Source organism: Pseudomonas fluorescens (genome assembly GCF_902498195.1).
GTDB classification, from domain to species: domain Bacteria; phylum Pseudomonadota; class Gammaproteobacteria; order Pseudomonadales; family Pseudomonadaceae; genus Aquipseudomonas; species Aquipseudomonas fluorescens_BU.
Map to the genome: position 1 here is coordinate 165,963 of NZ_CABVIY010000006.1, position 25,314 is coordinate 191,276.

At 60.3% G+C, this 25,314-nt stretch carries 22 protein-coding genes; 11 read left to right on the plus strand and 11 right to left on the minus strand.

Annotation, left to right across the window (positions count from 1 at the left end):
- Positions 1-136: 136 nt before the first annotated feature.
- The 3 genes from F8N66_RS22190 to F8N66_RS22200 all read right to left on the minus strand — a co-directional run bounded on the left by F8N66_RS22190 (position 137) and on the right by F8N66_RS22200 (position 3,458).
- On the minus strand, positions 137-1,081 hold the full coding sequence (locus F8N66_RS22190; RefSeq protein WP_150772218.1) for an ornithine cyclodeaminase family protein: 945 nt from the start codon (positions 1,079-1,081) through the stop codon (positions 137-139).
- 127 nt (positions 1,082-1,208) lie between these two features.
- Positions 1,209-2,696, minus strand: coding sequence for an ATP-dependent RNA helicase RhlB (rhlB, locus tag F8N66_RS22195; protein ID WP_150772219.1), 1,488 nt, complete (start codon positions 2,694-2,696; stop codon positions 1,209-1,211).
- A 105-nt stretch (positions 2,697-2,801) separates the two neighbouring features.
- Positions 2,802-3,458: an alpha/beta hydrolase gene (locus tag F8N66_RS22200; RefSeq protein WP_150772220.1), complete on the minus strand. Its 657-nt coding sequence runs from the start codon at positions 3,456-3,458 to the stop codon at positions 2,802-2,804.
- Between the two features lie 468 nt (positions 3,459-3,926).
- Here F8N66_RS22200 and F8N66_RS22205 point away from each other — a divergent pair, with 468 nt between their 5' ends.
- The 6 genes from F8N66_RS22205 (at position 3,927) to F8N66_RS22230 (ending at position 10,300) form a co-directional block, all read left to right on the plus strand.
- Positions 3,927-4,958: an amino acid ABC transporter substrate-binding protein gene (locus F8N66_RS22205; protein ID WP_150772221.1), complete on the plus strand. Its 1,032-nt coding sequence runs from the start codon at positions 3,927-3,929 to the stop codon at positions 4,956-4,958.
- A 65-nt stretch (positions 4,959-5,023) separates the two neighbouring features.
- The gene (locus F8N66_RS22210) at positions 5,024-6,205 is read left to right on the plus strand and encodes an amino acid ABC transporter permease (protein WP_150772222.1); all 1,182 of its coding nucleotides are present in this window, start codon (positions 5,024-5,026) and stop codon (positions 6,203-6,205) included.
- A gap of 10 nt (positions 6,206-6,215) precedes the next feature.
- Positions 6,216-7,313: an amino acid ABC transporter permease gene (locus F8N66_RS22215; RefSeq protein WP_150772223.1), complete on the plus strand. Its 1,098-nt coding sequence runs from the start codon at positions 6,216-6,218 to the stop codon at positions 7,311-7,313.
- Positions 7,314-7,340: 27 nt separating this feature from the next.
- Positions 7,341-8,105, plus strand: a complete 765-nt coding sequence (locus F8N66_RS22220; protein ID WP_150772224.1) for an amino acid ABC transporter ATP-binding protein — start codon at positions 7,341-7,343, stop codon at positions 8,103-8,105.
- A gap of 244 nt (positions 8,106-8,349) precedes the next feature.
- Complete coding sequence (locus F8N66_RS22225; RefSeq protein WP_150772225.1) at positions 8,350-9,009, plus strand: FadR/GntR family transcriptional regulator; 660 nt, start codon at positions 8,350-8,352, stop codon at positions 9,007-9,009.
- Positions 8,999-10,300 carry a CynX/NimT family MFS transporter gene (locus F8N66_RS22230; protein ID WP_150772226.1) on the plus strand — a complete coding sequence of 434 codons (1,302 nt, stop codon included), beginning with the start codon at positions 8,999-9,001 and terminating at the stop codon, positions 10,298-10,300. The genes F8N66_RS22225 and F8N66_RS22230 overlap by 11 nt, the downstream gene beginning before the upstream one ends.
- Positions 10,301-10,421: 121 nt before the next feature.
- Here F8N66_RS22230 and F8N66_RS22235 read toward each other — a convergent pair whose 3' ends face one another.
- From F8N66_RS22235 to F8N66_RS22250, 4 genes are all read right to left on the minus strand, one after another.
- Positions 10,422-11,036: a DUF1120 domain-containing protein gene (locus F8N66_RS22235; RefSeq protein ID WP_150772227.1), complete on the minus strand. Its 615-nt coding sequence runs from the start codon at positions 11,034-11,036 to the stop codon at positions 10,422-10,424.
- A gap of 83 nt (positions 11,037-11,119) precedes the next feature.
- Positions 11,120-12,262 (minus strand): DUF1120 domain-containing protein, encoded by a 1,143-nt coding sequence (locus F8N66_RS22240; protein ID WP_150772228.1) that lies wholly within the window; start codon positions 12,260-12,262, stop codon positions 11,120-11,122.
- Positions 12,263-12,272: 10 nt separating this feature from the next.
- Positions 12,273-14,738: a fimbria/pilus outer membrane usher protein gene (locus F8N66_RS22245; RefSeq protein ID WP_150772229.1), complete on the minus strand. Its 2,466-nt coding sequence runs from the start codon at positions 14,736-14,738 to the stop codon at positions 12,273-12,275.
- A gap of 117 nt (positions 14,739-14,855) precedes the next feature.
- Positions 14,856-15,608: a fimbria/pilus chaperone family protein gene (locus F8N66_RS22250; protein ID WP_224790513.1), complete on the minus strand. Its 753-nt coding sequence runs from the start codon at positions 15,606-15,608 to the stop codon at positions 14,856-14,858.
- A gap of 350 nt (positions 15,609-15,958) precedes the next feature.
- Here F8N66_RS22250 and F8N66_RS22255 point away from each other — a divergent pair, with 350 nt between their 5' ends.
- The 4 genes from F8N66_RS22255 to F8N66_RS22270 all read left to right on the plus strand — a co-directional run bounded on the left by F8N66_RS22255 (position 15,959) and on the right by F8N66_RS22270 (position 18,741).
- A complete protein-coding gene (locus F8N66_RS22255) occupies positions 15,959-16,591 on the plus strand; it encodes a response regulator transcription factor (protein WP_150772230.1) in 633 nt (210 codons plus the stop codon).
- Between the two features lie 303 nt (positions 16,592-16,894).
- Positions 16,895-17,365: a nuclear transport factor 2 family protein gene (locus tag F8N66_RS22260; protein WP_150772231.1), complete on the plus strand. Its 471-nt coding sequence runs from the start codon at positions 16,895-16,897 to the stop codon at positions 17,363-17,365.
- Positions 17,366-17,405: 40 nt separating this feature from the next.
- The gene (locus F8N66_RS22265) at positions 17,406-17,717 is read left to right on the plus strand and encodes a GIY-YIG nuclease family protein (protein ID WP_150772232.1); all 312 of its coding nucleotides are present in this window, start codon (positions 17,406-17,408) and stop codon (positions 17,715-17,717) included.
- Between the two features lie 88 nt (positions 17,718-17,805).
- On the plus strand, positions 17,806-18,741 hold the full coding sequence (locus tag F8N66_RS22270) for a glutathione S-transferase family protein (RefSeq protein ID WP_150772233.1): 936 nt from the start codon (positions 17,806-17,808) through the stop codon (positions 18,739-18,741).
- Between the two features lie 110 nt (positions 18,742-18,851).
- On the opposite strand, the gene F8N66_RS22275 is transcribed toward F8N66_RS22270, so the two are convergent.
- Both F8N66_RS22275 and yejK read right to left on the minus strand, forming a co-directional pair.
- On the minus strand, positions 18,852-19,202 hold the full coding sequence (locus F8N66_RS22275; protein WP_150772234.1) for a glutaredoxin family protein: 351 nt from the start codon (positions 19,200-19,202) through the stop codon (positions 18,852-18,854).
- Positions 19,202-20,206, minus strand: coding sequence for a nucleoid-associated protein YejK (gene yejK / locus F8N66_RS22280; protein WP_150772235.1), 1,005 nt, complete (start codon positions 20,204-20,206; stop codon positions 19,202-19,204). The genes F8N66_RS22275 and yejK overlap by 1 nt, the downstream gene beginning before the upstream one ends.
- Before the next feature lie 394 nt (positions 20,207-20,600).
- On the opposite strand from yejK, the gene F8N66_RS22285 reads away from it, so the two are divergent.
- Positions 20,601-20,882: an HU family DNA-binding protein gene (locus tag F8N66_RS22285; RefSeq protein ID WP_003221909.1), complete on the plus strand. Its 282-nt coding sequence runs from the start codon at positions 20,601-20,603 to the stop codon at positions 20,880-20,882.
- 122 nt (positions 20,883-21,004) lie between these two features.
- On the opposite strand, the gene rlmF is transcribed toward F8N66_RS22285, so the two are convergent.
- The gene (rlmF, locus tag F8N66_RS22290) at positions 21,005-22,030 is read right to left on the minus strand and encodes a 23S rRNA (adenine(1618)-N(6))-methyltransferase RlmF (protein ID WP_150772236.1); all 1,026 of its coding nucleotides are present in this window, start codon (positions 22,028-22,030) and stop codon (positions 21,005-21,007) included.
- A 245-nt stretch (positions 22,031-22,275) separates the two neighbouring features.
- On the minus strand, positions 22,276-25,122 hold the full coding sequence (locus F8N66_RS22295) for a valine--tRNA ligase (RefSeq protein WP_150772237.1): 2,847 nt from the start codon (positions 25,120-25,122) through the stop codon (positions 22,276-22,278).
- Positions 25,123-25,314: the final 192 nt, after the last annotated feature.

The following is a 25,314-nucleotide window of genomic DNA, read 5'->3' on the forward strand; positions in this document are numbered from 1 at the left end:
TGATCAAGCGAAAATACCGAAAATGTACGGGGCCGATGTGGGAGCGGGCTTGCTCGCGAAGGCGGTGCGTCAGTCGACATCATGGGTGAGTGTCAGACCGTATTCGCGAGCAAGCCCGCTCCCACAGGGTCAAGTGTCAAGGCTGAAGCGCGTAGAGGGCATTGGCCAGTGCGATGTCTTCCAGGCCCAGGCCGATGGAGCGGAAGAACACATGACGGTCGTATTCCGGCCGCGGCACCTGGCCACTGAGCAGATCCGGCAGGTCGCCGACAATCGCAGTGTTGTCCCAGCCATGCTGCTCGCCGGCGATCAGCATTTCACCGGCCGAGCCCGGGGTGGTCAGACGATAGTCGCAGAACACCCGCATGTCATTGAGGCTCTGCGGCGGCACTTCGTGCGCACGCGGGGCGTTGGTGCTGATGGAGGTGATCAGTGCCGGTTTGCCCAGGCGGGCGGGGTCGATCACGGGACCGGCTGACGAGGTGCAGAGCATGATTACGTCAGCATCAGCCATGGCGGCTTCACGGGTATCGACGATGTTCAGGCGCGGGTCGAGGCTTTTCAGCAGGCTCGCGGTTTGCGCATCTTCACTGAGGCTCGGCGAGTACAGGCTGATGCTCTGCCAGTCGCGCAGGTTTTTCACGTAATGCAGGTGCGCCTGGGCCACCTTGCCGCTGCCAATGATCGCCAGGCGAGTGGCGTTCAACGGCGCGAGGGCGTCGACGGCCACGGCGGTGGTCGCGGCGGTGCGTGCGGTGGTCAGTTCGCCGGCATCGCAGAGCAGCAGCGGCTGGCCGGTCTGCATCGACATCAGCAAGGTCCAGGCCGTGACCAGCGGCCCTTGTTCACGCACGATGTACGGCGAGGTCTTGACCCCGTAGACGCCATCTTCGGCCAGCACGCCCAGGTAATTGATGAAGTCGCCGGCCCCCTGTGGAAATTCCACCAGTTGCTGCGCCGGCTGCACGGCTTGCCCGGCGGCCAGGTCGCGGAACAGTTTGCGCAGGATCTGCGGCACGTCGACCTGGGCCAGTAATTCGCGGGCCTGGGGTTGGGAGATCACGTAGGGGGTGCTGGACATCGTCGGCTCCGGAAACGGCAGATAAACTAATTTGTCCATTATGGACTTTTAGATATGTCTAGCAATGTCCAGGCGAAAAAAAAGCGCAGTCCGTTTCCGGCTGCGCCTCTTTCTGTACGGCGTCCGTTTACGGACGTTTGCGCTCAATCGCCCGCAGCAGATGCGTTGGCGGTGTTTCACAGCTGATTTTTCGACCCAGCAGCGCTTCGATGGACGGTAGCTGGTAGGAGTCGTCTTCCCCGGCAAAACTGATGGACACGCCATCGGCACCCGCACGACCGGTACGGCCGATGCGGTGCACGTAGTCGTCCGGGACTTCCGGCAGGGTGAAGTTGATCACGTGGCTGATGCCGTCGATGTGGATCCCGCGACCGGCGACATCGGTGGCCACCAGCACGCGGATCTTGCCTTCGCGAAAGCCTTCCAGGGTCTTGATGCGCTTGTGCTGCGGCACGTCGCCGGACAGCTGCGCGGCGTTGATGCCATCGCGCACCAGGCGTTCTTCGATGCGCCGCACTTCATCCTTGCGGTTGGCAAACACGATGACCCGCTCCCAACCGTTGTCGTTGACCAGGTTGTAGAGCAGTTTGTATTTGTCGGCACCGGCCACGGCATAGATGTGCTGTTCGACGTTTTCGCTGGCCACGTTCTGCGATTCGATCTCGACGATCGACGGGTCGGTGGTCCATTGCTTGGCCAGGTTCATCACGTCTTCGGTGAAGGTCGCGGAGAACAGCAGGGTCTGGCGCTCGTTCTTCGGCGGGGTCTGGCGAATGATCGAGCGCACTTGCGGGATGAATCCCATGTCGAGCATCCGGTCGGCTTCGTCCAGCACCATGACTTCGACCATATCCAGGTGCACGTCGCCGCGCTGGTTGAAGTCCAGCAAGCGGCCAGGCGTGGCCACGAGGATGTCGCAGTGGCGAGCTTCGAGGTGCTTGAGCTGCTTGTCGAAGTCCATGCCGCCCACGAACGTCATGACGTTGAGGCCGGTGTATTTGGTCAGGTCCGCCGCATCCTTGGCGATCTGCACCACCAGCTCGCGGGTCGGGGCGATGATCAGCGCCCGTGGCTCACCCATGTAGCGCTCTTTCGGCGGCGGGGTTTGCAGCAGCTGGGTGATGATCGAGATCAGGAATGCCGCGGTCTTGCCAGTGCCGGTCTGGGCGCGGCCGATGGCGTCTTTACCCGCGAGGGTGAAGCCCAGCACCTGCGCCTGGATCGGCGTGCAATACGGAAAGCCCAGGTCCTGGATGGCGTGCATCAGTTCGGGGGCGAGTTTGAAATCGTGGAAACGGGTTTTGCCTTCCTGGGGTTCGACGACGAAATCTTCGAGTTTCCACGGGATGACCGGCGCTTTTGGCTTCGGTTCGCGGCGGGGCCTGGCGGGTTTGGGCGCTTCGCTGCGCGGCTGCCCGGTGGCCGTGTCCACCGCAGGCTGGACGGCCGCCGTGCTCGCTGGCTCGTGTTTCGGGGCCGCTTCAGGAGCGGTCCGGCCAGGCTGACTACCGTCGGCGCGGTGGCTGGGGGTGTGAGACGGAGCACTGGGGACTGGCGCGAGTTGCTCAGTCTCGCTTTTACCGAACATTTTCTTGAGTGCTTTGAGCACGGTCATCTCATCAAATTGGTTAAGTGCCGGGCAGTGTAATGCAAGAATCGGGCGCGGCGTAGTGGGATGGATCAATGGGCGCCTTTAAACAGAAAGAGGCGCCCGTAATGTTCAGCGCAAACGTTCAGCGAGCCAGGCGCCGACGTCGCGAATTTCCTCGGGTAACACTTCGTGGCCCATTGGGTACTCCTGCCATGTCACGGTGACACCATGCTGCTTCAAGTACTCGTAGGCGGTGCGGCCCATGGAGTTTTGCACCACGTCATCGTACTGGCCATGCAATGACAGCACCGGAATGCGTTGCTGGCTGGCGGACAATTCAAGCTCTTCGCTGAACGTCGGGGCATAGGTCGAGAGGGCAACTACGCCACCCAGGGGTCCCTGCCATTTCACAAACGCGGTGTGTAAAACGACGGCGCCACCCTGGGAAAAACCTGCCAGGAAAATCCGCGAGGCGTCTATTCCAATGGCTCGCTGCACGTCGATCAAATTCATGATCCTGCGCGCCGACTCTTCCAGCTGATCGCGGTTGATCGCTCGCGCGGGGCTCATGGCCAGAATGTCGTACCAGCTTGGCATCTCGTAGCCACCATTGATGGTCACGGCACAGGTCGGCGCCTGGGGCAGGACGAAGCGGGTGGTCAGCAATGTTTCCTGCAGCGCTTCGGCAACCGGCAGGAAGTCGTAGCGATCGGCGCCGAGGCCATGCAGCCAGATGACGCAGGCGTCGGCGGGCTTGACGGGTTCAAGAATCAGGGGCTCGGTCATGGCTGCTCCAAATGTGTGCGTGCGCTCCCATTGAGTGCGGGGGGTGAGGGCGCGTCTGGTTGATCAGTTACGAAGATGTCGCAAGGTTACAAGTTTTGCTATTGACCTGTCGCTTAACCGCTTTAGCAGGCTGTGTGGTACGGGCTTTGCTATAGGGAAGCTGGTACGAAAATCCCACATCTGTCGGTAACACTATCAGGCCATTTTTGGCAGTGGGATAGCAAAAAATCCGGTGATGGATGTTCGCCAGTGGCCGCTACGGGCTTCGCGAACGTGAAAGGGCTACAGCCCGTTCGGCCGATTGGTGAGAAGTGAGGTGTCCATTATGTGGATTTTCTCCTACTAGACTCATAGCTACGGTCTCTACGTCGGTTGACCCTAAAACAAGCCAACACGGGTCGACAACGCCTCAAAAGGGTGCGACAGGACTCACGCTCCGACACAACAAGAGCAAAACTGGAGGTTTGAATGAAGATGTTGAAATCCACCCTGGCTATCGTGACTGCAGCCGCAGTACTCGGTGTCAGCGGGTTCGCTCAGGCGGGTGCAACCCTGGATGGCGTGCAGAAAAAAGGTTTCGTGCAGTGTGGCGTAAGCGATGGCCTGCCAGGCTTCTCGGTTCCGGATTCGACCGGCAAGATCGTGGGTATCGATGCGGACTACTGCCGCGCTGTGGCCGCCGCCGTGTTTGGCGATGCGACCAAGGTCAAGTTCAGTCAGTTGAACGCCAAGGAGCGCTTCACCGCGCTGCAATCGGGCGAGATCGACATCCTGTCGCGCAACACCACCATGACCAGCTCTCGTGACGCGGGCATGGGCCTCAAGTTCCCGGGCTTCATTACTTACTACGATGGCATCGGCTTCCTGGTAAACAACAAGCTGGGCGTGAAAAGCGCCAAGGAACTGGACGGTGCAACCATCTGCATCCAGGCCGGTACCACCACCGAACTGAACGTTTCCGACTACTTCCGCGGCAACGGTCTGAAATACACCCCGATCACTTTCGACACCTCCGATGAAAGCGCCAAGTCGCTGGAATCCGGTCGTTGCGACGTGCTGACCTCCGACAAGTCCCAGCTGTTCGCCCAGCGCAGCAAGCTGGCTTCGCCGAAGGACTACGTGGTTCTGCCGGAAACCATTTCCAAGGAGCCACTGGGCCCGGTCGTGCGTAATGGCGACGACGAGTGGCTGGCCATCGTGCGCTGGGTGGGCTACGCCATGCTCAACGCTGAAGAGGCAGGCATCACTTCGAAGAACGTCGAAGCCGAAGCCAAGGCCACCAAGAACCCGGACGTCGCGCGTCTGCTGGGCACCGACGGTGAATACGGCAAAGACCTGAAAGTGAAGAAAGACTGGGTCGTGCAGATCGTCAAACAGGTCGGCAACTACGGTGAAGTGTTCGAGAAAAACCTCGGCAAGAGCACTCCGCTGGAAATCGACCGCGGGCTGAACGCCTTGTGGAACGCTGGCGGCATTCAATACGCACCACCAGTGCGCTGATGGTCCTGTCACCCGGTGGGCCAACCGCCGGGTGACGTTCTGTTCCATTATTTCCGGGGCACTTCATGCAAAATTCAATCGGCGCACCAAAGCAGAGGCTCAGCCTCAGCGATCCAAAAGTGCGTGCGTGGCTCTTCCAGATCATCACCATTGTCGCGGTGGTCTCGATGGGCTGGTATCTGTTCGATAACACGCAGACCAACCTTCAACACCGGGGCATTACCTCCGGTTTCGACTTTCTGGAGCGCAGTGCCGGTTTCGGCATCGCTCAACACCTGATCGACTACACCGAATCGGACAGCTATGCCCGGGTGTTCGTCATCGGCCTGCTCAACACCCTGCTGGTGACCTTCATCGGCGTGATCCTGGCCACCATCCTGGGCTTCATCGTCGGCGTGGCCCGACTGTCGAAGAACTGGATCATCGCCAAACTGGCGACGGTGTATGTAGAGGTCTTCCGTAACATCCCGCCGCTGCTGCAGATCCTGTTCTGGTATTTCGCGGTGTTCCTGACCATGCCGGGGCCGCGCAACAGCCACAACTTCGGCGACACCTTCTTTGTCAGCAGCCGTGGCCTGAACATGCCGGCCGCGCTGGTGGCGGACGGTTTCTGGGCGTTCGTGGCCAGCGTGGTCGTGGCCATCGTCGCCATCGTGCTGATGAACCGCTGGGCCAACAAGCGCTTCGAAGCCACCGGCGAGCCCTTCCACAAGTTCTGGGTCGGCCTGGCGTTGTTCCTGGTGATCCCGGCGCTGTGCGCCCTGGTCTTCGGCGCGCCTGTGCACTGGGAAATGCCGAAGCTGCAAGGCTTCAACTTCGTCGGTGGCTGGGTGCTGATCCCGGAACTGCTGGCGCTGACCCTGGCGCTGACCGTGTACACCGCGGCGTTCATCGCCGAGATCGTGCGTTCGGGCATCAAGTCGGTGAGTCACGGCCAGACCGAGGCGGCCCACTCGCTCGGCCTGCGCAACGGTCCGACCCTGCGCAAGGTGATCATCCCGCAAGCCTTGCGCGTGATCATTCCACCGCTGACCAGCCAATACCTGAACCTGGCGAAAAACTCCTCCCTGGCAGCCGGTATCGGCTACCCGGAGATGGTGTCGTTGTTCGCCGGGACCGTACTCAACCAGACCGGCCAGGCGATCGAGGTGATTGCGATCACCATGAGCGTGTACCTGGCGATCAGTATCAGCATTTCCCTGCTGATGAACTGGTACAACAAGCGCATTGCGCTGATCGAGCGGTAAGGAAAAGCGCATGAGTACTCATACTTTCAAACCCGACATGCCCCCACCGAGCAGTAGCATCGGCGTGGTGGCGTGGATGCGCGCGAACATGTTCTCCAGCTGGCTCAACACCCTGCTGACCCTGTTCGCGTTCTACCTCATTTACCTGGTGGTTCCACCGATCATCCAATGGGCGATCCTCGACGCCAACTGGGTCGGCACCACTCGCGCCGACTGCACCAAGGAAGGCGCCTGCTGGGTGTTCATCCAGCAGCGTTTCGGCCAGTTCATGTACGGTTATTACCCGCCGGAATTGCGCTGGCGCGTGGACCTGACCGTGTGGCTGGCGGTCATTGGCGTGGCACCGTTGTTCATCTCGCGCTTTCACCGTAAAGCGGTGTATGGCCTGAGTTTCCTGGTGCTGTACCCGATCATTGCCTGGTGCCTGTTGCATGGCGGCGTGTTCGGCCTGACCCAGGTGGCGACCAGCCAATGGGGCGGCCTGATGCTGACCCTGGTGATCGCCACCGTCGGCATTGCCGGCGCCTTGCCGCTGGGGATTGTCCTGGCGCTGGGCCGTCGTTCGAACATGCCGGCGATTCGTGTGGTCTGCGTGACCTTCATCGAATTCTGGCGCGGCGTGCCGTTGATTACGGTGCTGTTCATGTCCTCGGTGATGCTGCCGCTGTTCCTGCCCGAAGGCATGAACTTCGACAAGCTGCTGCGGGCGCTGATCGGCGTGATCCTGTTCCAGTCGGCCTACGTGGCCGAAGTGGTGCGCGGCGGTCTGCAAGCGATTCCCAAGGGTCAGTACGAAGCCGCTGCGGCCATGGGTCTGGGTTACTGGCGCAGCATGGGCCTGGTGATTTTGCCGCAGGCCCTGAAGCTGGTGATCCCCGGCATCGTCAACACCTTCATCGCCCTGTTCAAGGACACCAGCCTGGTGATCATCATCGGCCTGTTCGACCTGCTCAACAGCGTCAAGCAAGCTGCCGCCGACCCGAAATGGCTGGGCATGGCCACCGAAGGCTATGTGTTCGCCGCCCTGGTGTTCTGGATTTTCTGTTTTGGTATGTCCCGCTACTCCATGCATTTGGAACGCAAGCTGGACACAGGCCACAAGCGCTAAGTCGCTACCTATTTAGGAAGTTTTCCGATGAGCGAAGCAATCAAACAGCCTGTGAGCCCTGAAGGCATTATTCAGATGCAGGGCGTGAACAAGTGGTATGGCCAGTTCCACGTGCTGAAAGACATCAACCTGAACGTCAAGCAGGGCGAGCGTATCGTCCTGTGCGGTCCGTCGGGTTCCGGCAAATCCACCACCATCCGCTGCCTCAACCGACTGGAAGAACACCAGCAGGGTCGCATCGTGGTCGACGGCGTGGAGCTGACCAACGACCTCAAGCAGATCGAAGCGATCCGCCGTGAAGTGGGCATGGTGTTCCAGCACTTCAACCTGTTCCCGCACCTGACCATCCTGCAGAACTGCACCCTGGCGCCGATGTGGGTACGCAAGATGCCCAAGCGCAAGGCCGAGGAAATCGCCATGCACTACCTGGAGCGCGTACGCATTCCGGAGCAGGCGCACAAGTACCCGGGGCAACTGTCCGGCGGCCAGCAACAGCGTGTGGCGATTGCCCGTGCGCTGTGCATGAAACCGAAAATCATGCTGTTCGACGAACCGACCTCGGCGCTCGACCCGGAGATGGTGAAGGAGGTGCTCGACACCATGATCGGCCTGGCCGAAGACGGCATGACCATGCTCTGCGTGACCCACGAAATGGGCTTTGCCCGGACCGTGGCCAACCGCGTGATCTTCATGGACAAGGGCGAAATCGTCGAGCAGGCGGCACCGAATGACTTCTTCGATCACCCGCAGAACGATCGCACCAAGCTGTTCTTGAGCCAGATCCTGCATTGATCGACGCTTGGCAGTGAAATAAACCCGGACCTCGTTCCGGGTTTATTTTTGCCCTCGATTTACCGTTGCCCCCTGTAGGAGCTGCCGAAGGCTGCGATCTTTTGATCTTGCTTTTAAACAATCGAAAGATCGCAGCCTCGTTGCACTCGTCAGCTCCTGCACGAGCGACACGGTTGCTCTCTAAGCCAATGCTGACTAACATGTCAGAAAATTCATCCTATGATTGGATGAAAAGGCGAATTTCATGTCAGACATTTCTCCATTAGTGAAACGATCCCTGGTCGATCAGGCCCTGGATCAATTGCGCCAGCGCATCAATCAGGGCGTCTGGGTGGTCGGCCAGCGCTTGCCCACCGAGCCCGAGTTGTCCGCCGAGCTGGGCATCAGCCGCAACACCGTGCGCGAAGCCATGCGGGTGCTGGCGTTTTCCGGCTTGATCGAGATCCGCCAGGGTGACGGCAGTTACCTGCGGGCGGTGGTCGATCCGCTGGACACTCTGAAAGTGTTGTCACGCTGCTCCCTGGAACAGGCCCGCGAGACCCGGCACATCCTGGAAGTGGAGGCGGTCGGCCTGGCCGCATTGCGCCGAACCGATGAAGACCTGGCGGCGTTGCGCGAGGCACTGGGTGTCAGTGGCAGCCACTACCATGGTGATCTCGACACCTACATCGCCTGTGATCTGGTGTTCCATCGTCGCCTCGTGGATGCCGCCCACAACCCGACCCTCAGCGAGCTGTATCGCTACTTCTCCAGTGTCGTCGGCGCACAGCTGCGTCATTGCCTGAACATCACCCCGCGCCGCCAGGAAGTCTTCGACCTGCACATCGAGCTGCTCGATGCCGTCGAGCAACGCGACCCGGAGCGGGCCAAAGCCCTGTCGAGGCAGTTGATCAATGAACCTTGAAACCGAGAACACCATGTCCAACACTCAGGTCACCCAGACCAAGCGCAAGGCGGAGCTCGAAGAGCTGCTGATCGATGCCGAAGCCGATGACGAGCAGGTGCAGCAAAGTCACCCCGTCCTGCGGCGGCCATGGCTGCTGTTGCTGGGTTTGATCCTGGTGGCGCTCAACTTGCGTCCGGCGCTGTCGAGCATGGCGCCGATGCTCAGTGATGTGTCGAAAAGCCTCGGCTTATCCGCCTCCCAGGCCGGTCTGCTGACAACGTTGCCGGTGCTGTGCCTGGGTTTGTTTGCGCCATTGGCGCCGGTTCTGGCCAGACGATTCGGCGCCGAGCGGGTAGTGCTGGGCATACTGCTGACCCTGGCGGGCGGGATTATTTTGCGCAGTTCCTTCGGCGAAATCGGCCTGTTCGCCGGCAGTGTGCTGGCCGGCGCCAGCATCGGTGTGATCGGCGTGTTGTTGCCGGGCATCGTCAAGCGTGACTTCGCCAAACAGGCGGGCACCATGACTGGCGTCTACACCATGGCGCTGTGCCTGGGCGCGGCGATGGCGGCGGGCGCAACCGTGCCGTTGAGCGAACACTTCGACAAACGCTGGACGCTGGGCCTTGGTTTCTGGGTGATTCCGGCGCTGGTCGCGGCGCTGTTCTGGTTGCCACAGGTCGGCCAGAAGCACGGCGCACACAATGTCGCCTACAAAGTTCGCGGTTTGTTGCGCGACCCGCTGGCCTGGCAAGTGACCTTGTACATGGGGCTGCAATCGTCCCTGGCGTACATCGTGTTTGGCTGGTTGCCGTCAATCCTCATCGGTCGCGGACTGACGCCGACCCAGGCAGGCCTGGTGCTTTCGGGTTCGGTGATCGTGCAACTGGCCAGTTCCCTGGCCGCGCCGTGGCTGGCCACACGCGGCAAGGATCAGCGTCCGGCGATCGTTATCGTGATGCTGATGACCCTCGGCGGCTTGTTCGGTTGCCTTTACGCACCGATCGAAGGCCTGTGGGGCTGGGCGATTCTGCTCGGCCTGGGCCAGGGCGCTACCTTCAGCCTGGCGTTGACCTTGATCGTGCTGCGCTCGCGGGACTCCCACGTGGCGGCGAACCTGTCGAGCATGGCCCAGGGCTTCGGCTACACCCTGGCCTCCATGGGGCCGTTCGCGGTCGGAATCGTGCATGACTGGACCGGCGGCTGGACGGCCGTGGGCTGGATTTTCGGGGTGATCGGCCTCGGTGCGATCGTCGCCGGGCTTGGCGCCGGGCGTTCGCTGTACGTGCAGGTGGTCAGCGAGAAGGTCTGAACTGCAAGTACACAGTCCAGACCGGAAGTGGCGCGTAGAGTTGGCAGGCGAGCTGGCACCGAACTCAGTTTTGTCCGAGGCAGGGTCTCGGGCAATGCTGGCCGGTGTCAGCGTCAGGGCCTTAGAGGTATTTCATTTCAAACGTCATTGAACCGTCGAGAGCAACCTCTTCGTTCAATGTCAGACCGTCTGCACGGGCGATCCACGCCCTGATCTGCACATCCATCGAGACGCTCTCCGCAGCAATGGGGGTGGTATCAGATAGAGAGCTGACCGACAGATACTGATTTGGAGCTATATGCGGTGCGGGTTGCCAGGTGTCTCCCTGATTCACCGACAGAATCGATCTCGCGCTTTCGCCGTCCGCCACAACGTTGTGAAGCCACGGTACAAAGTGGCCCAGCCTCTCATTCGCAGGGGTCAATCCCATACCGAAATGTGTGAAGGACGTTGTGCCGGGCCGATTGTCGATGACATGCATCGCAAATCTTGTCGGTGCCTCACACGTGACATTCAGTTGCTTTGTTTGCGGAGTCAGCGTCGTCAAAGTTGTTTGATTGAGATTCGATTTCCGAATTTCGCCAAAGTTGACATTACTGCCACCGGGGAAGCTTGGTGTGCAGGCTGATGGCCTGATGATGCCCGTGACGGTCAGGTCAGCGGTTGAAGCCGCCAACGCATAGGGCGTAATGCCGATCAGCGTGGTGGCGGAGAGTGCTGCAAAGTATTTTTTCATGTTTTTACTCACGTTTTGGTTATGGTCCTGGCTGGCCCAGGGGGCTTCATTGCACCCGGGGCTGGACAGGATCGGGTTGGGTGTTACAGGTAATGAATCTCGATCGTCCCCGCGCCATCCAGATGGATGGCACTGCTCAAGTCCAGGCGTTGGGTGGGGGCGATGACCGCATTGATGGTCACGGTGGTGGTGAGGTTCTGGATCAGAACCGGACCTCCATGACTGCCGGCGGTGTCGGTGAAACCCAGATAGCTTTTCTGGGCAATGGCGATCGGGTTGCTGTTGGCCGTGCTCCATGCCGCACCGGCGGTGCTGGAGTCGGTTCGATAGAGACGAGTGAAGCTGTCGGCCCGGGCTTCGGTCGGGTCGATGCTCAGCGAGTACAGGCCGATTTTGTTGTTGCGGGCGTCGCTACCGAGGCCGTAGTAAGTCTCGCTGTTGATCGTCGCGGTGCCTGCGCGGTTGTCGTGCATGACCAGGGCGAACGAAGCGGGCGCATCGCAGCTGATGCTCAGCACCAGGGACCGGGATGGCAGGGGGGTGCCCTTGTCAGGGTTGAGGCCGTTTTTCGTCAGCGTGCCAAAGTTGACCACGCCGCCGTTGGACAGCACCGGCTTACAGGCGGCCGGTGCGAATCGGGCGCGCAAGACAGCCTCTTTGGTGTGGCCGGAAGCCACGGCGTCGAACATCCCGGACGCGTCCCAGGTCACGGTGTCACGCAGCGGCATCCCTTGGTCCTGAACCCAGGCGGTCAGCTCAAGTTGCGCCGAAAAATGGCGCCCTTGCAGCGGCACGCCGGCCTCCACGGGAACCACCCCGTGCGCGGGTCTCCAGATCAGGCTGGAACCCGTTTCGACGGGCGATTGACCGACACCGGCAATCAGGCCGATATCCACCGATTGGCCATCGAGCACGGCACCGTGAATACGCATTCGATAGCTACCACGCTCGGCAAAGTGAAAGCGCTCGGCCGTCGCGGCCATGGCCCGGTAAAAAAGGCTCATGTCCATCGGCTGTGGGCAGCTCAGGCTCAGGTTGGTGTGACGCTCGCCGAGGTTGCGTTCCGGTGCGAGATCGGGCCGGATCGCCCGGTTCATCAAGCCGTAGTCGAGCACGGGCTGGCTCAGGTTGAGCCGGCAATCCTCGGGCAGCGACCAGGCGGGCGATGTGAATCCACTGAATGTCAGGGGCGCCAGAATCAGTAGCAGATAACGGGACAGGTTCATGCATTGATCCTCAGTGAGTTCGGCACTTGGCGGGGGCGGTTTCGTAGTAGGCGTTGGTGTCGGCCTCTTCCGGCAGTTCCAAACGCAATTCGCAGCGCTCCAGCCCCGGTGCGCTGATCCACAGCGCACGGCGGTCGAGGACGTTGGGCAGAAACACCAGGCCGTCGTCCTGCACCAGGGTGACGAACTCACCCTCTTCGGTATTCACCGTCGCGCCGCGTGGCAAGGGTGCACCGTTAGCGGTAGTGACCTTGAGCAGCGCTCGACGGGTCAGGCTGACGCCGAATTCCACTTTGTCGACGGCACCGCGTCCGGCGGAAACCACGGCCAGTCCGTTGCTGATGTCGGCGTTGCGCGGCAGGGTCTTGGTATCGACCTGCACTGGACTGCGACCGTAAGCCGCCACTTGCGCAATCACCGCCTGGCCTTGCCCGTCCGTCCAGACCGGACCGCTGGGCGTCGAGACTTTGATGGCGTCCATGCCGCCCACCGACAGCAGGGCAAAGGTGTCGCGCACCGGATAAGGCGACAGCGTCAAGCCACCGCCGTGCAACACGGCTGCGCCGCGAGCGCTGGCCTGATAGCTGGAGCGCTCGGCGTCGGTGCGGGTGTAGTTCAGGTCCAGTTGGCTGTAGCGCGGTAACAGCGAAACGCCGGCCGTCGACTGCACTTGGCGGTCACGGGTGTCATGTTCGACACCGATCCCGTACGCCAATTGATCGTTGATCTGTTCCCTCATACCCACGCCACTGCGGTACTCGCCGCCGGAACTGCGTACCCAGGTGCGCGCCCGACGGGTCTGACCCAAGGGCATGCTGATGTTCAGGAAAACGCTGTCATCGTTGCGGTCTGCCCCGCTGACTTGCCACTCGGCTGTCGCGGAGATCGACACCCCACCCATGCTGGTGCCCCATGAGGCCAGCGCGCGGCTGCTGCTTTGGCCATCGAACGAGCTGGAACGGCTGAAACCACTGCCGAACGCGCCGAGCCACGGATGAGACCAGGACAGGGCAGCGCTTTGTTGGTCGCGGTAGCGGGATTGAGTGACGTTGGACGTGTTGTCAAACACCGCCTCCTCAAGTTCCTGGTAACCCCGGGTCCGATAGGAGCTGCCCGCACTCAGTGACCACCGGTCACTCAAGCGGTGCGAGACATTCAAGCCAGCCTGAAGTCCCTGACTGGCTTGCCTTCCACTGGCGTCCACAGCGGTCAGCGTGGCTTCTACCGTGGTGTCGGGCCAGGGTAATAGACCCACGCCGATACCTGCCGCGCGATAGTCGGCGGCACCGGTCAGGCCTGCGCTGAGCAGGACCTGCGGGTGAATCGCCCCACTCCATCCGCCGCTCGCCACCCAGGGATTGCCCGCCTGTTCATTGCCATTACTGCGCACGTGTCCGGCCGCCAGCGAAAAACCGGGAGCGGGCAAGCCAATGCCGAGCATGGTGGCGGGTACGGTAAAGCGGCGCTCGCTGCCATCGGCTTCCTTGATGGTGACTTCCACGTCGGAACGGCTGTTGAGACGGCGTACGCCGGTGAGCGAAAACGGCCCGGCGGGCACCACGGTGGAATGAATCAGAGAGCCGTTTTGCCTCACCTCGACCTGAGCCTGGCTGTTGGCAATGCCATCGATGACCGCGCTTTGGCCTTCGACCTGCAGCGCTTGTTCATTCAGCACCTGCAGCCCGGTAATTTGCGCGCCGGCCAGCACCGGGTTGTAGAGATTGATCTGACCGGCTTGCAGCACCGCTTCGTGACTGGCGAAGGTGCGTTGGGCGTAGGCCGCGATGTGTGTTGTGCGGGACACTTCGTCTTGCCAGGTCTGCACTTGACGACTGCGCACAATCCAGTCACCTGCATTGAAGCCAAGTTCAGTATTGGCCGAGATATAACGACTCGTACTGTCGCCTGAACGGCTGCGCAAACCGCTGACGTCGTAATTGAGCAAGGCGGCAACGCCGCCGGTTTGAAAGCCGGAAACATCCCGTGCAATCGCACGTATCGCGTCTGTGGGCACGATCAGGGATACGGCAAGGTTCGCGGGATCCGCGTCGATGATGGTCTGCGGCGAGGCGTCGAGGAAGTCGTGACAGCGGCCACCGTCCAGCATACGGTCGGGCACGTTCAGGTTGGCCGCATCGAGCAAGGTGCGGTCGAAGCACAACACGCCATCGTCATTGAAGGTGGCGTCCACGCGTCCCTGGCGTTGGCCATTCACGCTGAGTGTCACCGGGTGTTTTCCCGCAGTGAAGCGCGGGGTTTGCATCAGCAACGTCGCCAGCGCCGGATCAATGCCTCGCTGCATCAACGTGTTTCTATCGAACGACGTCGGCGACGACACGTTAGCCTCGACGTCGAGCACCATCAGAGTGTTGGTCAGCAGCAACGCCATCGGCGCCCGCCGTATCAGCTGTAAGTGGGGGCAGGCTTGAGTAATGGGCACGGTGTTGCCGTCACGGTAAATCAATACTGTGTTCATTGGGTTCACTTGGGTTATGCCGGCGTATTGCTTGTTTCGCCGTGGCCCTGACAGGTCTGTGGCTACGGCTCGTTGGCCGTCGCCTTGAAATGCTCTTTGGCGCTGTCAGTGCCGGGCTCAGGATTTGATCGGTGCCTCGTAGTGCGGCACCGCAAACCCGTAGACAGTGGCCGGCTGGAAACGCACGTGGGTCGCAGCCCCTGCGGGCACCTCGACGCTGATGTGTTCACCGGGCAACACATAGGTTTTCGGCAACATCGCGTTGACCGCAGAAGGCAACAAGTGCAGCTCCTGTCCCAGCCGGACCACGTAAGGCGTGTCGTTGCGCACGGTCAGATGACCGTTTCCGAGCGACCAATGCAGGTCGGTCCAGGGGGTGCGATTGGGCGCCAGCCCCGTGGGGTGAAGGATCACCGGCAGGTTCTGGCGAACCGTCACCCCGACACGGGCATGCCCGGCTTCGGCGGCGGGTTTACCTTGGGGAATACCTTCGAAGATCACTCGCTTCAAACGTTGGGTCAGCAGGGGTTTTTCCGTTTGCAGGATGAAACGCACCAGTTGGGTTTTCGAGGCTTCGACGCGCGTCAACGGCGGAGTCACGAACACCAGGGATTCTTCATCTTCCGGAATGTTTTCAATGGTGACGTGCATCAAGGCCATATTGGCATCGGTGTTGGTCACGGAAACGGAGGCTTCGCCGTCGCGCTCGTTGATGATGACCACTGAGGTGTCCGGCACCATGCCATCGGCCAGGGCGCGACCGCAGAGCACAAAGGCCAGCGTGCCCAGGCAGAAACTCAGCCACCGCAATCGATGGGTTGTCTCCACTGGATTGTTCATGGCGGTCAGGAGGTATAAACGCTTTTCCATGTATCGGCTCTTCCTTGAGGAACAATTGTTGGAAGTTTCTCTGTGTGAAGGGGACGCAATTTATCGAGGGATTTATTTCGCTGGAATGCAACTATTACGAAAGTCAGGGTTTAAGCGTGCGAAATGAAGTCGTAAGCCAGAAATGTTCTTTTGTAATCTTTCGAATGGTTATGTGGTGTAGTGCATATTGCTTTGGTGTGTAGGGCAGTTCTCGTTGTTTTATAGGAGAAGTTACATTGTCCCGAATATATTGAGTTGAGCGTTTTCAAGGTCGAACAGGGTCATTGTGGTCTTCATGGCTCAGCGCTATTTTTTTCGCACTCCAGCCACCCAACAGGATAAGTCCGACAATGCGCGTAATCATCGCCGATGATCATCCTGTCGTCCGTATCGGCTTGCGGATGCTCGTAGATGTGAACAAAACCTGTGTGGTAGTGGGTGAAGCCGATGGGCCCGACAGTCTGTTGAAACTGCTTTGCACCACACCCTGTGATCTGCTGATCACGGATTTTTCCATGCCGGGCAATTTACAGGTTGATGGTCTGAAAATGCTGGGCGGGGTAAGACGACGCTATCCGAAGTTGCCGATCATTCTGGTTACCATGTTTGCCAATATCACGGCGCTGAGAATGGCGTTCGCTCAAGGTGTGATGGCGATTGTCGCCAAGGGCGCCTCGGCGATGGAGTTGCCCCAGGCGATCAAATCAGTTGGCGAAGGACGACGATTTGTCAGTGAGTCCTTGCGTACATTATTGCTGCAGGAAGACGCACGGGCTCAGTCAAGTGCCTGTTCACTGTCGCCCAAAGAGCACGAGGTTGTCAGAATGCTCGCCAGCGGTATGACTGTCAGCCAAATTGCCGGTCACTTTAAACGCAGCGTTTCGACGATCAGTAAACAAAAGAAAATGGCGATGCAGCGGCTGGGTATTACTACTGATGTAGATCTTTTTGCTTATGCCCGTGAAAGTGGCATGGTGCATTAGTAGGTGTCCACTGGTATGGCAGTCAAGTAAACGTAACTTGTTGTTGTCGGGTGGATCACCAAGGTAGATGCTTTCCAAATTACTTGCTTGTCTCAATTGTCTAGTGGCGAATTTTTCCTGCGCGGCACTCGTGTGCATCTCGGGTCTAGTGCGACATTAACAATGCTGCCTGAAGTTCAACGCCCTACTGCTCAAGTCCCGCCAAAAGCGCTGTGGCACCATTTTTATGGTGAATGGCGATAGTCATTCCTGTCTTCGCGGATTATCGTGCTGGCCTATTGATGATATTCACGGAGCCTGCCCATGAGTGATGCCCACAACGCCTTGATCACCCGGTTTTACCAGGCCTTCCAGCGGCTGGATGCCGAGGCGATGAGTGCCTGCTATACCGATGACGTGGTGTTCAGCGACCCGGCCTTTGGCGAACTTCGCGGTCGCGATGCCGGCGACATGTGGCGCCTGCTCACCACCCGGGCCAAGGATTTCTCCCTGACGTTCGACAATGTGCGCAGCGACGAACGCAGCGGTGGCGCCCATTGGGTCGCGACCTACCTGTTTAACCAGACCGGCAACATTGTGGTCAACGACATCCAGGCGCGTTTCGTTTTTCGCGATGGCAAGATCTGCGAGCACCACGACACCTTCGATCTATGGACCTGGTCGCGTCAGGCGCTGGGTATCAAGGGCTTGCTGCTGGGCTGGACGCCGATAGTGAAAAACGCTGTTCGCGCGCAGGCCTTGAAGGGCCTGAAGGCATTTCAGGCTGCTCGCTGATAAGATCGCGGCTTGTTTCCTTTCAAGCCTTGATCGTGACGTGACCACCCACAGTAAAAACCCTGTCGACGCCGAACCTGCGGTGAGCAAACCCTGGTTCGTCTACCTCGTGCGCGCGGCCAATGGTTCGCTCTACTGCGGGATCAGCGACGATCCCGTGCGGCGATTCGCCAAGCACCAGAGCGGCAAAGGCGCACGCTTCTTCCTCTCCAGCCCGGCGATGGCGCTGGTCTACACCGAAGCTTGCCGCGATAAAAGCGAAGCGCTGCGTCAGGAGCGGCTGATCAAGAAACTCAGGAAAAGCGCCAAGGAATGCCTGGTGGCCAGTGCGGCCGCCGGCTTATCAATCTGACTGATCGGTTCCCATCAGGCAGATCCGTATTCTGCCAATCGATTGCGCGCTAAGCTGCAGACTCCTTCAGCGTGCGGCGGAGCCGAGCATGTCCGAGTTGATTCTTCATCATTACCCGACGTCCCTCTTCGCCGAAAAGGCCCGACTGCTGTTGGGATTCAAAGGTTTGTCCTGGCGCTCTGTGAAGATTTCGCCAGTGATGCCCAAACCCGATCTCACGGCGTTGACGGGTGGCTACCGCAAGACCCCGGTATTGCAGGTTGGCGCGGACATCTATTGCGATACCGCGCTTATCGCCCGCCGTCTGGAACAGGAAAAAGCCCTGCCGGCGTTTTTCCCCGATGGCCAGGAAATGATCACCGCGGCCTTCGCCGCATGGGCTGATTCGGTGGTGTTCCAGCATGCGGTCAGCCTGGTGTTCCAGCCGGAATCGATCGCCGTGCGTTTCGCCAGTCTGCCGCAGGAGGCCATCAAGGCATTTCTGGCTGATCGCGCAGGGCTGTTCAGCGGAGGCAGCGCGACCAGGTTGACCGCAGAGCAAGCGCGGCATCAATGGCCAACGATCATGGCGCGCCTGGAGCAACAACTGCAGCGTGAGCAAGGTGACTTCCTGTTTGGCGAACCGTCGATTGCCGACTTCGCCATGGCGCATCCGCTGTGGTTCCTCAAGGCGACACCGGTGACGGCGCCGCTGGTGGATAACTATCCGGCGGTATCGGCCTGGTTGGCGCGGGTGCTGGGGTTCGGACATGGCGCACCGAGCGAGATGAGCTCGGAAGAGGCGCTTGAGGTTGCGCGTAGTGCCACGCCAGCGGCGTTGCCGGATGAGGTATTTGATGAGCCGAATGGTTTCAAGGCGGGCCAGCACGTGGTGATTGCAGCGACCGACTACGGCGTTGATCCGGTGGCGGGGGAGTTGTTGTTTGCCGGTAGCGAAGAGCTGATCCTGCGCCGCGAGGACCCACGAGGGGGTGTCGTGCATGTGCACTTTCCACGGTTCGGATTCCGCATCGAAGCCCTCTGATCTCTGTAGGAGCGAGCTTGCTCGCGATGGTCGTGAACGATAACGCGTAAAACCAGATGCCCAGCGCGCCCTTGGGTTTTTCGCGAGCGAGCTCGCTCCTACAGGTTTTGTTACTTCAGTGCCGCCAGAATCGCATCCGGGTCATGCCCGCGAATCAGCGTTCCGTTCACATCGATGAACGGAATCCCGCCGCCGCCCAGCGCTTCATAGGCCTTGCGAGCCTCGGCGTCCTTCTCGATATCGAACTCCCTGTACGGAATGCCTTTTTGATCGAGAAAGCGCCGGGTCAGTTTGCAGTAGCCACACCACTGCGTGGTGTAGAGCACGACCTTGGCCGTGGCCTGCGTCTGCTCGGACACCACTTGCGAAGGCTTGAACACCCGCTCGATCTTGCCCCAGTCCTGATAGACCACGACCACCAGCAGGATCAGCAGGACTTTCTTCAGGACGTTGCCAACCATCAGTTGCGGCGCTTGAGCTGGTCGGTGAGCGAGGTCGGCAGGCCCTTGATGATCAGGGTGCCGGCTTCTTCGTCGTACTCGATTTTCGAGCCCAGCAAGTGCGCCTCGAAACTGATCGACAACCCTTCGGCGCGACCGGTGAAGCGGCGGAACTGGTTGAGGGTACGTTTATCGGCCGGGATCTCCGGCGACAGGCCGTAGTCCTTGTTGCGGATGTGGTCGTAAAAGGCCTTTGGCCGTTCCTCGTCGATCAGTTCCGACAGTTCTTCCAGGCCCATGGGTTCGCCGAGCTTGGCCTGGCTGCTGGCGTAATCCACCAGGGTCTTGGTTTTCTCTCGGGCCGACTCTTCCGGCAGGTCTTCGCTTTCAACGAAGTCACTGAAGGCCTTGAGCAGGGTGCGGGTTTCGCCCGGGCCATCGACGCCTTCCTGGCAGCCGATGAAGTCGCGGAAATACTCCGATACCTTTTTGCCGTTCTTGCCTTTGATGAACGAAATGTACTGCTTGGATTGCTTGTTGTTCTGCCATTCCGAGACGTTGATCCGCGCCGCCAGATGCAGCTGGCCCAGGTCCAGGTGCCGGGACGGGGTGACGTCCAGTTGCTCGGTCACCGCGACGCCTTCGCTGTGGTGCAGCAGGGCGATCGCCAGGTAGTCGGTCATTCCTTGCTGGTAATGGGCGAACAGGACGTGGCCGCCGACCGACAGGTTGGATTCTTCCATCAGCTTTTGCAGGTGTTCCACCGCTACACGGCTGAAGGCGGTGAAGTCCTGGCCGCCGTCCAGGTATTCCTTCAGCCAGCCGCTGAACGGAAAGGCACCGGACTCCGGATGAAACAAACCCCAGGCTTTGCCCTGTTTGGCGTTATAGCTTTCGTTGAGGTCGGCGAGCATGTTCTCGATGGCGGCGGACTCGGTCAGTTCAGAGTCGCGGGCGTGGAGAACTGCGGGTGTGCCGTCGGGTTTTTTGTCGATCAGGTGGACGATGCAATGGCGGATCGGCATGGGCTTCTCGGCTGGTTGTAGAGAGCAGGGCGGGCTCCCCGAAAAAGCGCCCAGTGTACCGCAACCATTGGTTTTGGAGCGGTACGAAGGGCAATTGCACGGTAACCGGCAGCCCTTATGCATTTTTTTGCCGATTTAGAGCAATAAAGCTGACCAAATGGGTAGCTAGAGGCGGATATTTCCCCGTCTCTGTGCTAGTTTTGCCCGGTCTTGCGCGAAGTCACTGCGTTAAGCGTGCAGTCAGCATTTGTCAGGTCGAACCAAACCCTGATTTCGGCATCTATAACCCGACTCGTCGCGGTTATCGCCGAGGGTGCCAGATCCAGAAGATCGGGCTCGATGGCTGACACTGCACTCTGCAATCCATATGAATTTGATAGGGAAGGAACACTACATGGCTCTTACTAAAGACCAACTGATCGCCGACATCGCTGAAGCTATCGACGCGCCAAAAACCACCGCGCGTAACGCTCTGGACCAACTGGGCCAAATCGTTGCCGATCAGCTGGAAAACGGCGGCGAAATCACTTTGCCAGGCATCGGCAAACTGAAAGTGACTGAGCGTCCTGCCCGTACCGGCCGTAACCCTTCGACTGGCGCTGCCATCGAAATCCCTGCAAAGAAAGTGATCAAGCTGGTTGTGGCCAAGGGCCTGACCGACGCTGTGAACAAGTAAGACGCAGTGAAAAAAACCGTGCGCCGGAGCGATCCGGGCACGGTTTTTTTGTGCCTGCGATTCAGCACGCAACGCAGAACCCATGTGGGAGCGGGCTTGCTCCCACGAGGGATCTGGGTCGGTTAGTCGGTTTTGCGCGCCCAACGCTCGCGCCAAACCTGCTGCTGCGCTGGCGTCTGGAACGTCCAGGCCACGAAACGGCTCTGCTTCTGGCCCTGGGACATTTCCACCACCTGGCTTTCCAGCGCGCCGGCCTTCTTCAGCGCGGTCTGGATCGCAGGCAGATTCGACGCTTTGGACACCAGGGTGCTGAACCACAACACCTGCTGAGCCACCTGGGCACTCTCGCTGATCAATTGCGTGACGAATCGCGCCTCCCCGCCTTCGCACCACAACTCCGCCGCCTGACCGCCGAAATTCAGCACCGGCAGTTTGCGTTTCGGATCGGCCTTGCCCAACGCGCGCCATTTACGGCTGCTGCCGCGGGTGGCTTCCTCCAGGGACGCGTGGAACGGTGGATTGCACATCGTCAGGTCAAAACGTTCGGCGTTCTCCAGCAGGCCCAGCAAGATCTGTTTACGGTTGCTCTGCTGGCGAACCTGGATAGCCTTGTTCAAACCATTGGACTGGATGATGGCCTTGGCCGCGGCGATGGCGGTGGCATCGACTTCCGAGCCGAGGAACTGCCAGCGGTAGTCGCTGTGGCCGATCAGTGGGTACACGCAGTTGGCGCCCATGCCGATGTCCAGCACCTTCACGGCCGCGCCACGGGGGATCACGCCGTCATTGCCGTCGGCCAGCAGGTCGGCGAGAAAATGCACGTAATCGGCCCGACCCGGAACCGGTGGGCACAGGTAATCCGCTGGAATGTCCCAATGGGCGATGCCGTAGAACGACTTGAGCAGCGCCCGGTTGAACACCCGTACCGCGTCCGGGCTGGCGAAGTCGATGCTTTCCTTGCCGTACGGATTGATGATCACGAACTTCGCCAGTTCCGGCGTGCTTTTGATCAGCGCCGGGAAGTCGTAGCGACCCTGATGGCGATTGCGCGGATGCAGGCTGGCCTTTTCGCGTGGCTCCACGGCTTTGGCCGGGGTCGCGGATTCAGGCTTTTTACGCGCAGGTTTGGGTGTACGAGGGGTGTTCATGGGCGTGGTCGATTCGGGTATGGCTGAAAGTGGCGGGCATTGTCCCACATCTATTGGCCACTCAGATCAAATGTGGGAGCGGGCTTGTTCGCGAAAGCGGTTTAACATTCAACATCGACGTTGACTGACACGGCGCTTTCGCGAGCAAGCCCGCTCTCACATTTGATTTTTGGTGTTTGCGAGAGTGTGGCGGGCACAAAAAAGGGAGGCCGTTGCGGGCCTCCCTGGTTCATCGCGATTTGCCGTTACAGGCTGGCAATCCGTGCGTGTTGCTCCGCCAGCTTGCCCAGAGCCTGTTCGGCTTCGGCCAGTTTGGCGCGTTCCTTGTCGATGACCTCAGCGGGTGCCTTGTCGACGAAGCCGGCGTTGGACAGCTTGCCGCCCACGCGTTGCACTTCGCCTTGCAGGCGCTGGATTTCCTTGTCCAGACGCGCCAGCTCGGCACCTTTGTCGATCAGGCCGGCCATCGGCACCAGCACTTCCATCTCGCCGACCAGTGCGGTGGCGGACAGCGGTGCTTCTTCGCCGGCAGCCAGTACGGTGATCGATTCCAGGCGCGCCAGCTTCTTGAGCAGCGCTTCGTTCTCGCTCAGGCGGCGCTGGTCTTCGGCACTGACGTTCTTCAGGAACAGCGGCAGCGGCTTGCCCGGGCCGATGTTCATTTCGCCACGGATATTACGCGTGCCGAGCATCAGGCCCTTGAGCCATTCGATGTCGTCTTCGGCGGCCTGGTCAATGCGCGCTTCGTTGGCCACTGGCCAAGGTTGCAGCATGATCGTCTTGCCTTCGATTCCGGCCAGCGGCGCGATGCGTTGCCAGATTTCTTCGGTGATGAACGGCATGAACGGATGCGCCAGGCGCAGGGCCACTTCCAGCACGCGCACCAGGGTGCGACGGGTGCCGCGCTGGCGTTCGACCGGCGCGTTTTCGTCCCAGAGCACAGGCTTGGAGAGTTCCAGGTACCAGTCGCAATACTGGTTCCAGATGAACTCGTACAAGGCTTGTGCGGCCAGGTCGAAGCGGAACTGGTCGAGCTGGCGGGTCACTTCGGCTTCGGTGCGTTGCAGCTGCGAAATGATCCAGCGGTCGGCCAGCGATAGCTCGTAGGCTTCGCCGTTCTGGCCGCAATCTTCGCCCTTGTCCAGCACGTAGCGCGCGGCGTTCCAGATCTTGTTGCAGAAGTTGCGATAGCCTTCGACGCGGCCCATGTCGAACTTGATGTCGCGACCGGTGGACGCCAGCGAGCAGAAGGTGAAACGCAGGGCGTCGGTGCCGTAGCTGGCGATACCCTCGGCGAACTCGTCGCGGGTCGCCTTCTCGATCTTCTTCGCCAGTTTCGGCTGCATCAGGCCCGAGGTGCGCTTCTGCACCAGGGTTTCGAGTTCGATCCCGTCGATGATGTCCAGCGGGTCAAGGACGTTGCCCTTGGACTTGGACATCTTCTGGCCCTGGCCATCGCGCACCAGGCCGTGCACATACACGGTCTTGAACGGGACCTGCGGCGTGCCATCCTCGTTCTTGATCAGGTGCATGGTCAGCATGATCATCCGGGCGACCCAGAAGAAAATGATGTCGAAGCCGGTGACCAGCACGTCGGTGGAGTGGAATTTCTTCAGGAATTCGGTCTTCTCCGGCCAGCCCAGGGTGGAGAACGTCCACAGTCCCGAACTGAACCAGGTGTCGAGTACGTCGTTGTCCTGTTGCAGCGCAACGTCCGGGCCCAGGTTGTGCTTGGCCCGCACTTCGGCTTCGTCGCGACCGACGTAGACTTTGCCCGACTCGTCGTACCAGGCCGGAATCCGGTGGCCCCACCACAGCTGACGGCTGATGCACCAGTCCTGGATGTCGCGCATCCACGAGAAGTACATGTTTTCGTATTGTTTCGGCACGAACTGGATGCGGCCGTCTTCAACCGCGGCGATCGCAGGCTCGGCCAGCGGCTTGGTGGACACGTACCACTGGTCGGTCAGCCACGGCTCGATGATGGTGCCGGAACGGTCGCCCTTCGGCACTTTCAGCGCGTGATCGTTGACGCTGACCAGCAGGCCGGCGGCATCGAACGCCGCCACGATCTGCTTGCGCGCTTCGAAACGGTCGAGGCCGGCGTATTCAGCCGGGATCGCGCCGTCGATGCTCTCGTTCAGCGTGCCGTCGAGGTTGAACACCTGGGCGGCAGGCAGCACGTTGGCGTTCTTGTCGAAGATGTTCAGCAACGGCAGGTTGTGGCGCTTGCCGACTTCGTAGTCGTTGAAATCGTGGGCCGGGGTGATTTTCACGCAACCGGTGCCGAATTCAGGGTCGCAGTAATCGTCGGCGATGATCGGGATGCGGCGGCCAACCAGTGGCAGCTCGACGAATTTGCCGATCAGGGCCTGGTAGCGCTCGTCGTTCGGGTTAACGGCCACGGCGGAGTCGCCGAGCATGGTTTCCGGACGCGTCGTCGCGACGATCAGGTAATCGTTGCCTTCAGCGGTCTTGGCGCCGTCGGCCAGCGGGTATTTCAGGTTCCACAGGAAACCTTTCTCGTCGTGGTTTTCCACTTCGAGGTCGGAAATCGCCGTGTGCAGCTTGGTGTCCCAGTTGACCAGGCGCTTGCCGCGGTAGATCAGGCCGTCCTCGTGCAGGCGCACGAAAGCTTCCTTGACCGCTTCCGAGAGGCCGTCGTCCATGGTGAAGCGCTCGCGGCTCCAGTCCACGGACGAGCCGAGGCGGCGGATCTGCCGGCTGATGTTGCCACCGGACTGATCTTTCCACTCCCAGACTTTCTCGAGGAATTTGTCGCGGCCCAGATCATGGCGATTCTGGCCCTGGGCTTCGAGTTGACGCTCCACCAGCATCTGCGTGGCGATACCGGCGTGGTCGGTGCCCGGTTGCCACAGGGTGTTGCGACCCTGCATGCGGCGGAAACGGATCAGGGCGTCCATGATCGCGTTGTTGAAGCCATGACCCATGTGCAGGCTGCCGGTGACGTTCGGCGGCGGGATCATGATGGTGTAGGACTCGCCCGCGCCTTGCGGGGCGAAATAATTCTCTGTCTCCCAGGTGTTGTACCAGGAAGTTTCAATGGCGTGCGGCTGGTAGGTCTTATCCATGCGCGGCGGGACCCTATTGGCATTTATTCAGGAAAAGCCGATGAGTATAGCGGGGATAAGTTGTTACGCGTAGAGCGAGGGGCTAACGGATGGGGGAAAATTCGCGACCGGTCGGGGATGTGCTTTGCCTGTGCCGGCGCCTTCGCGAGCAGTTTTGCTCCCACAGAGGTGCGCGATCACTGTGGGAGCGAG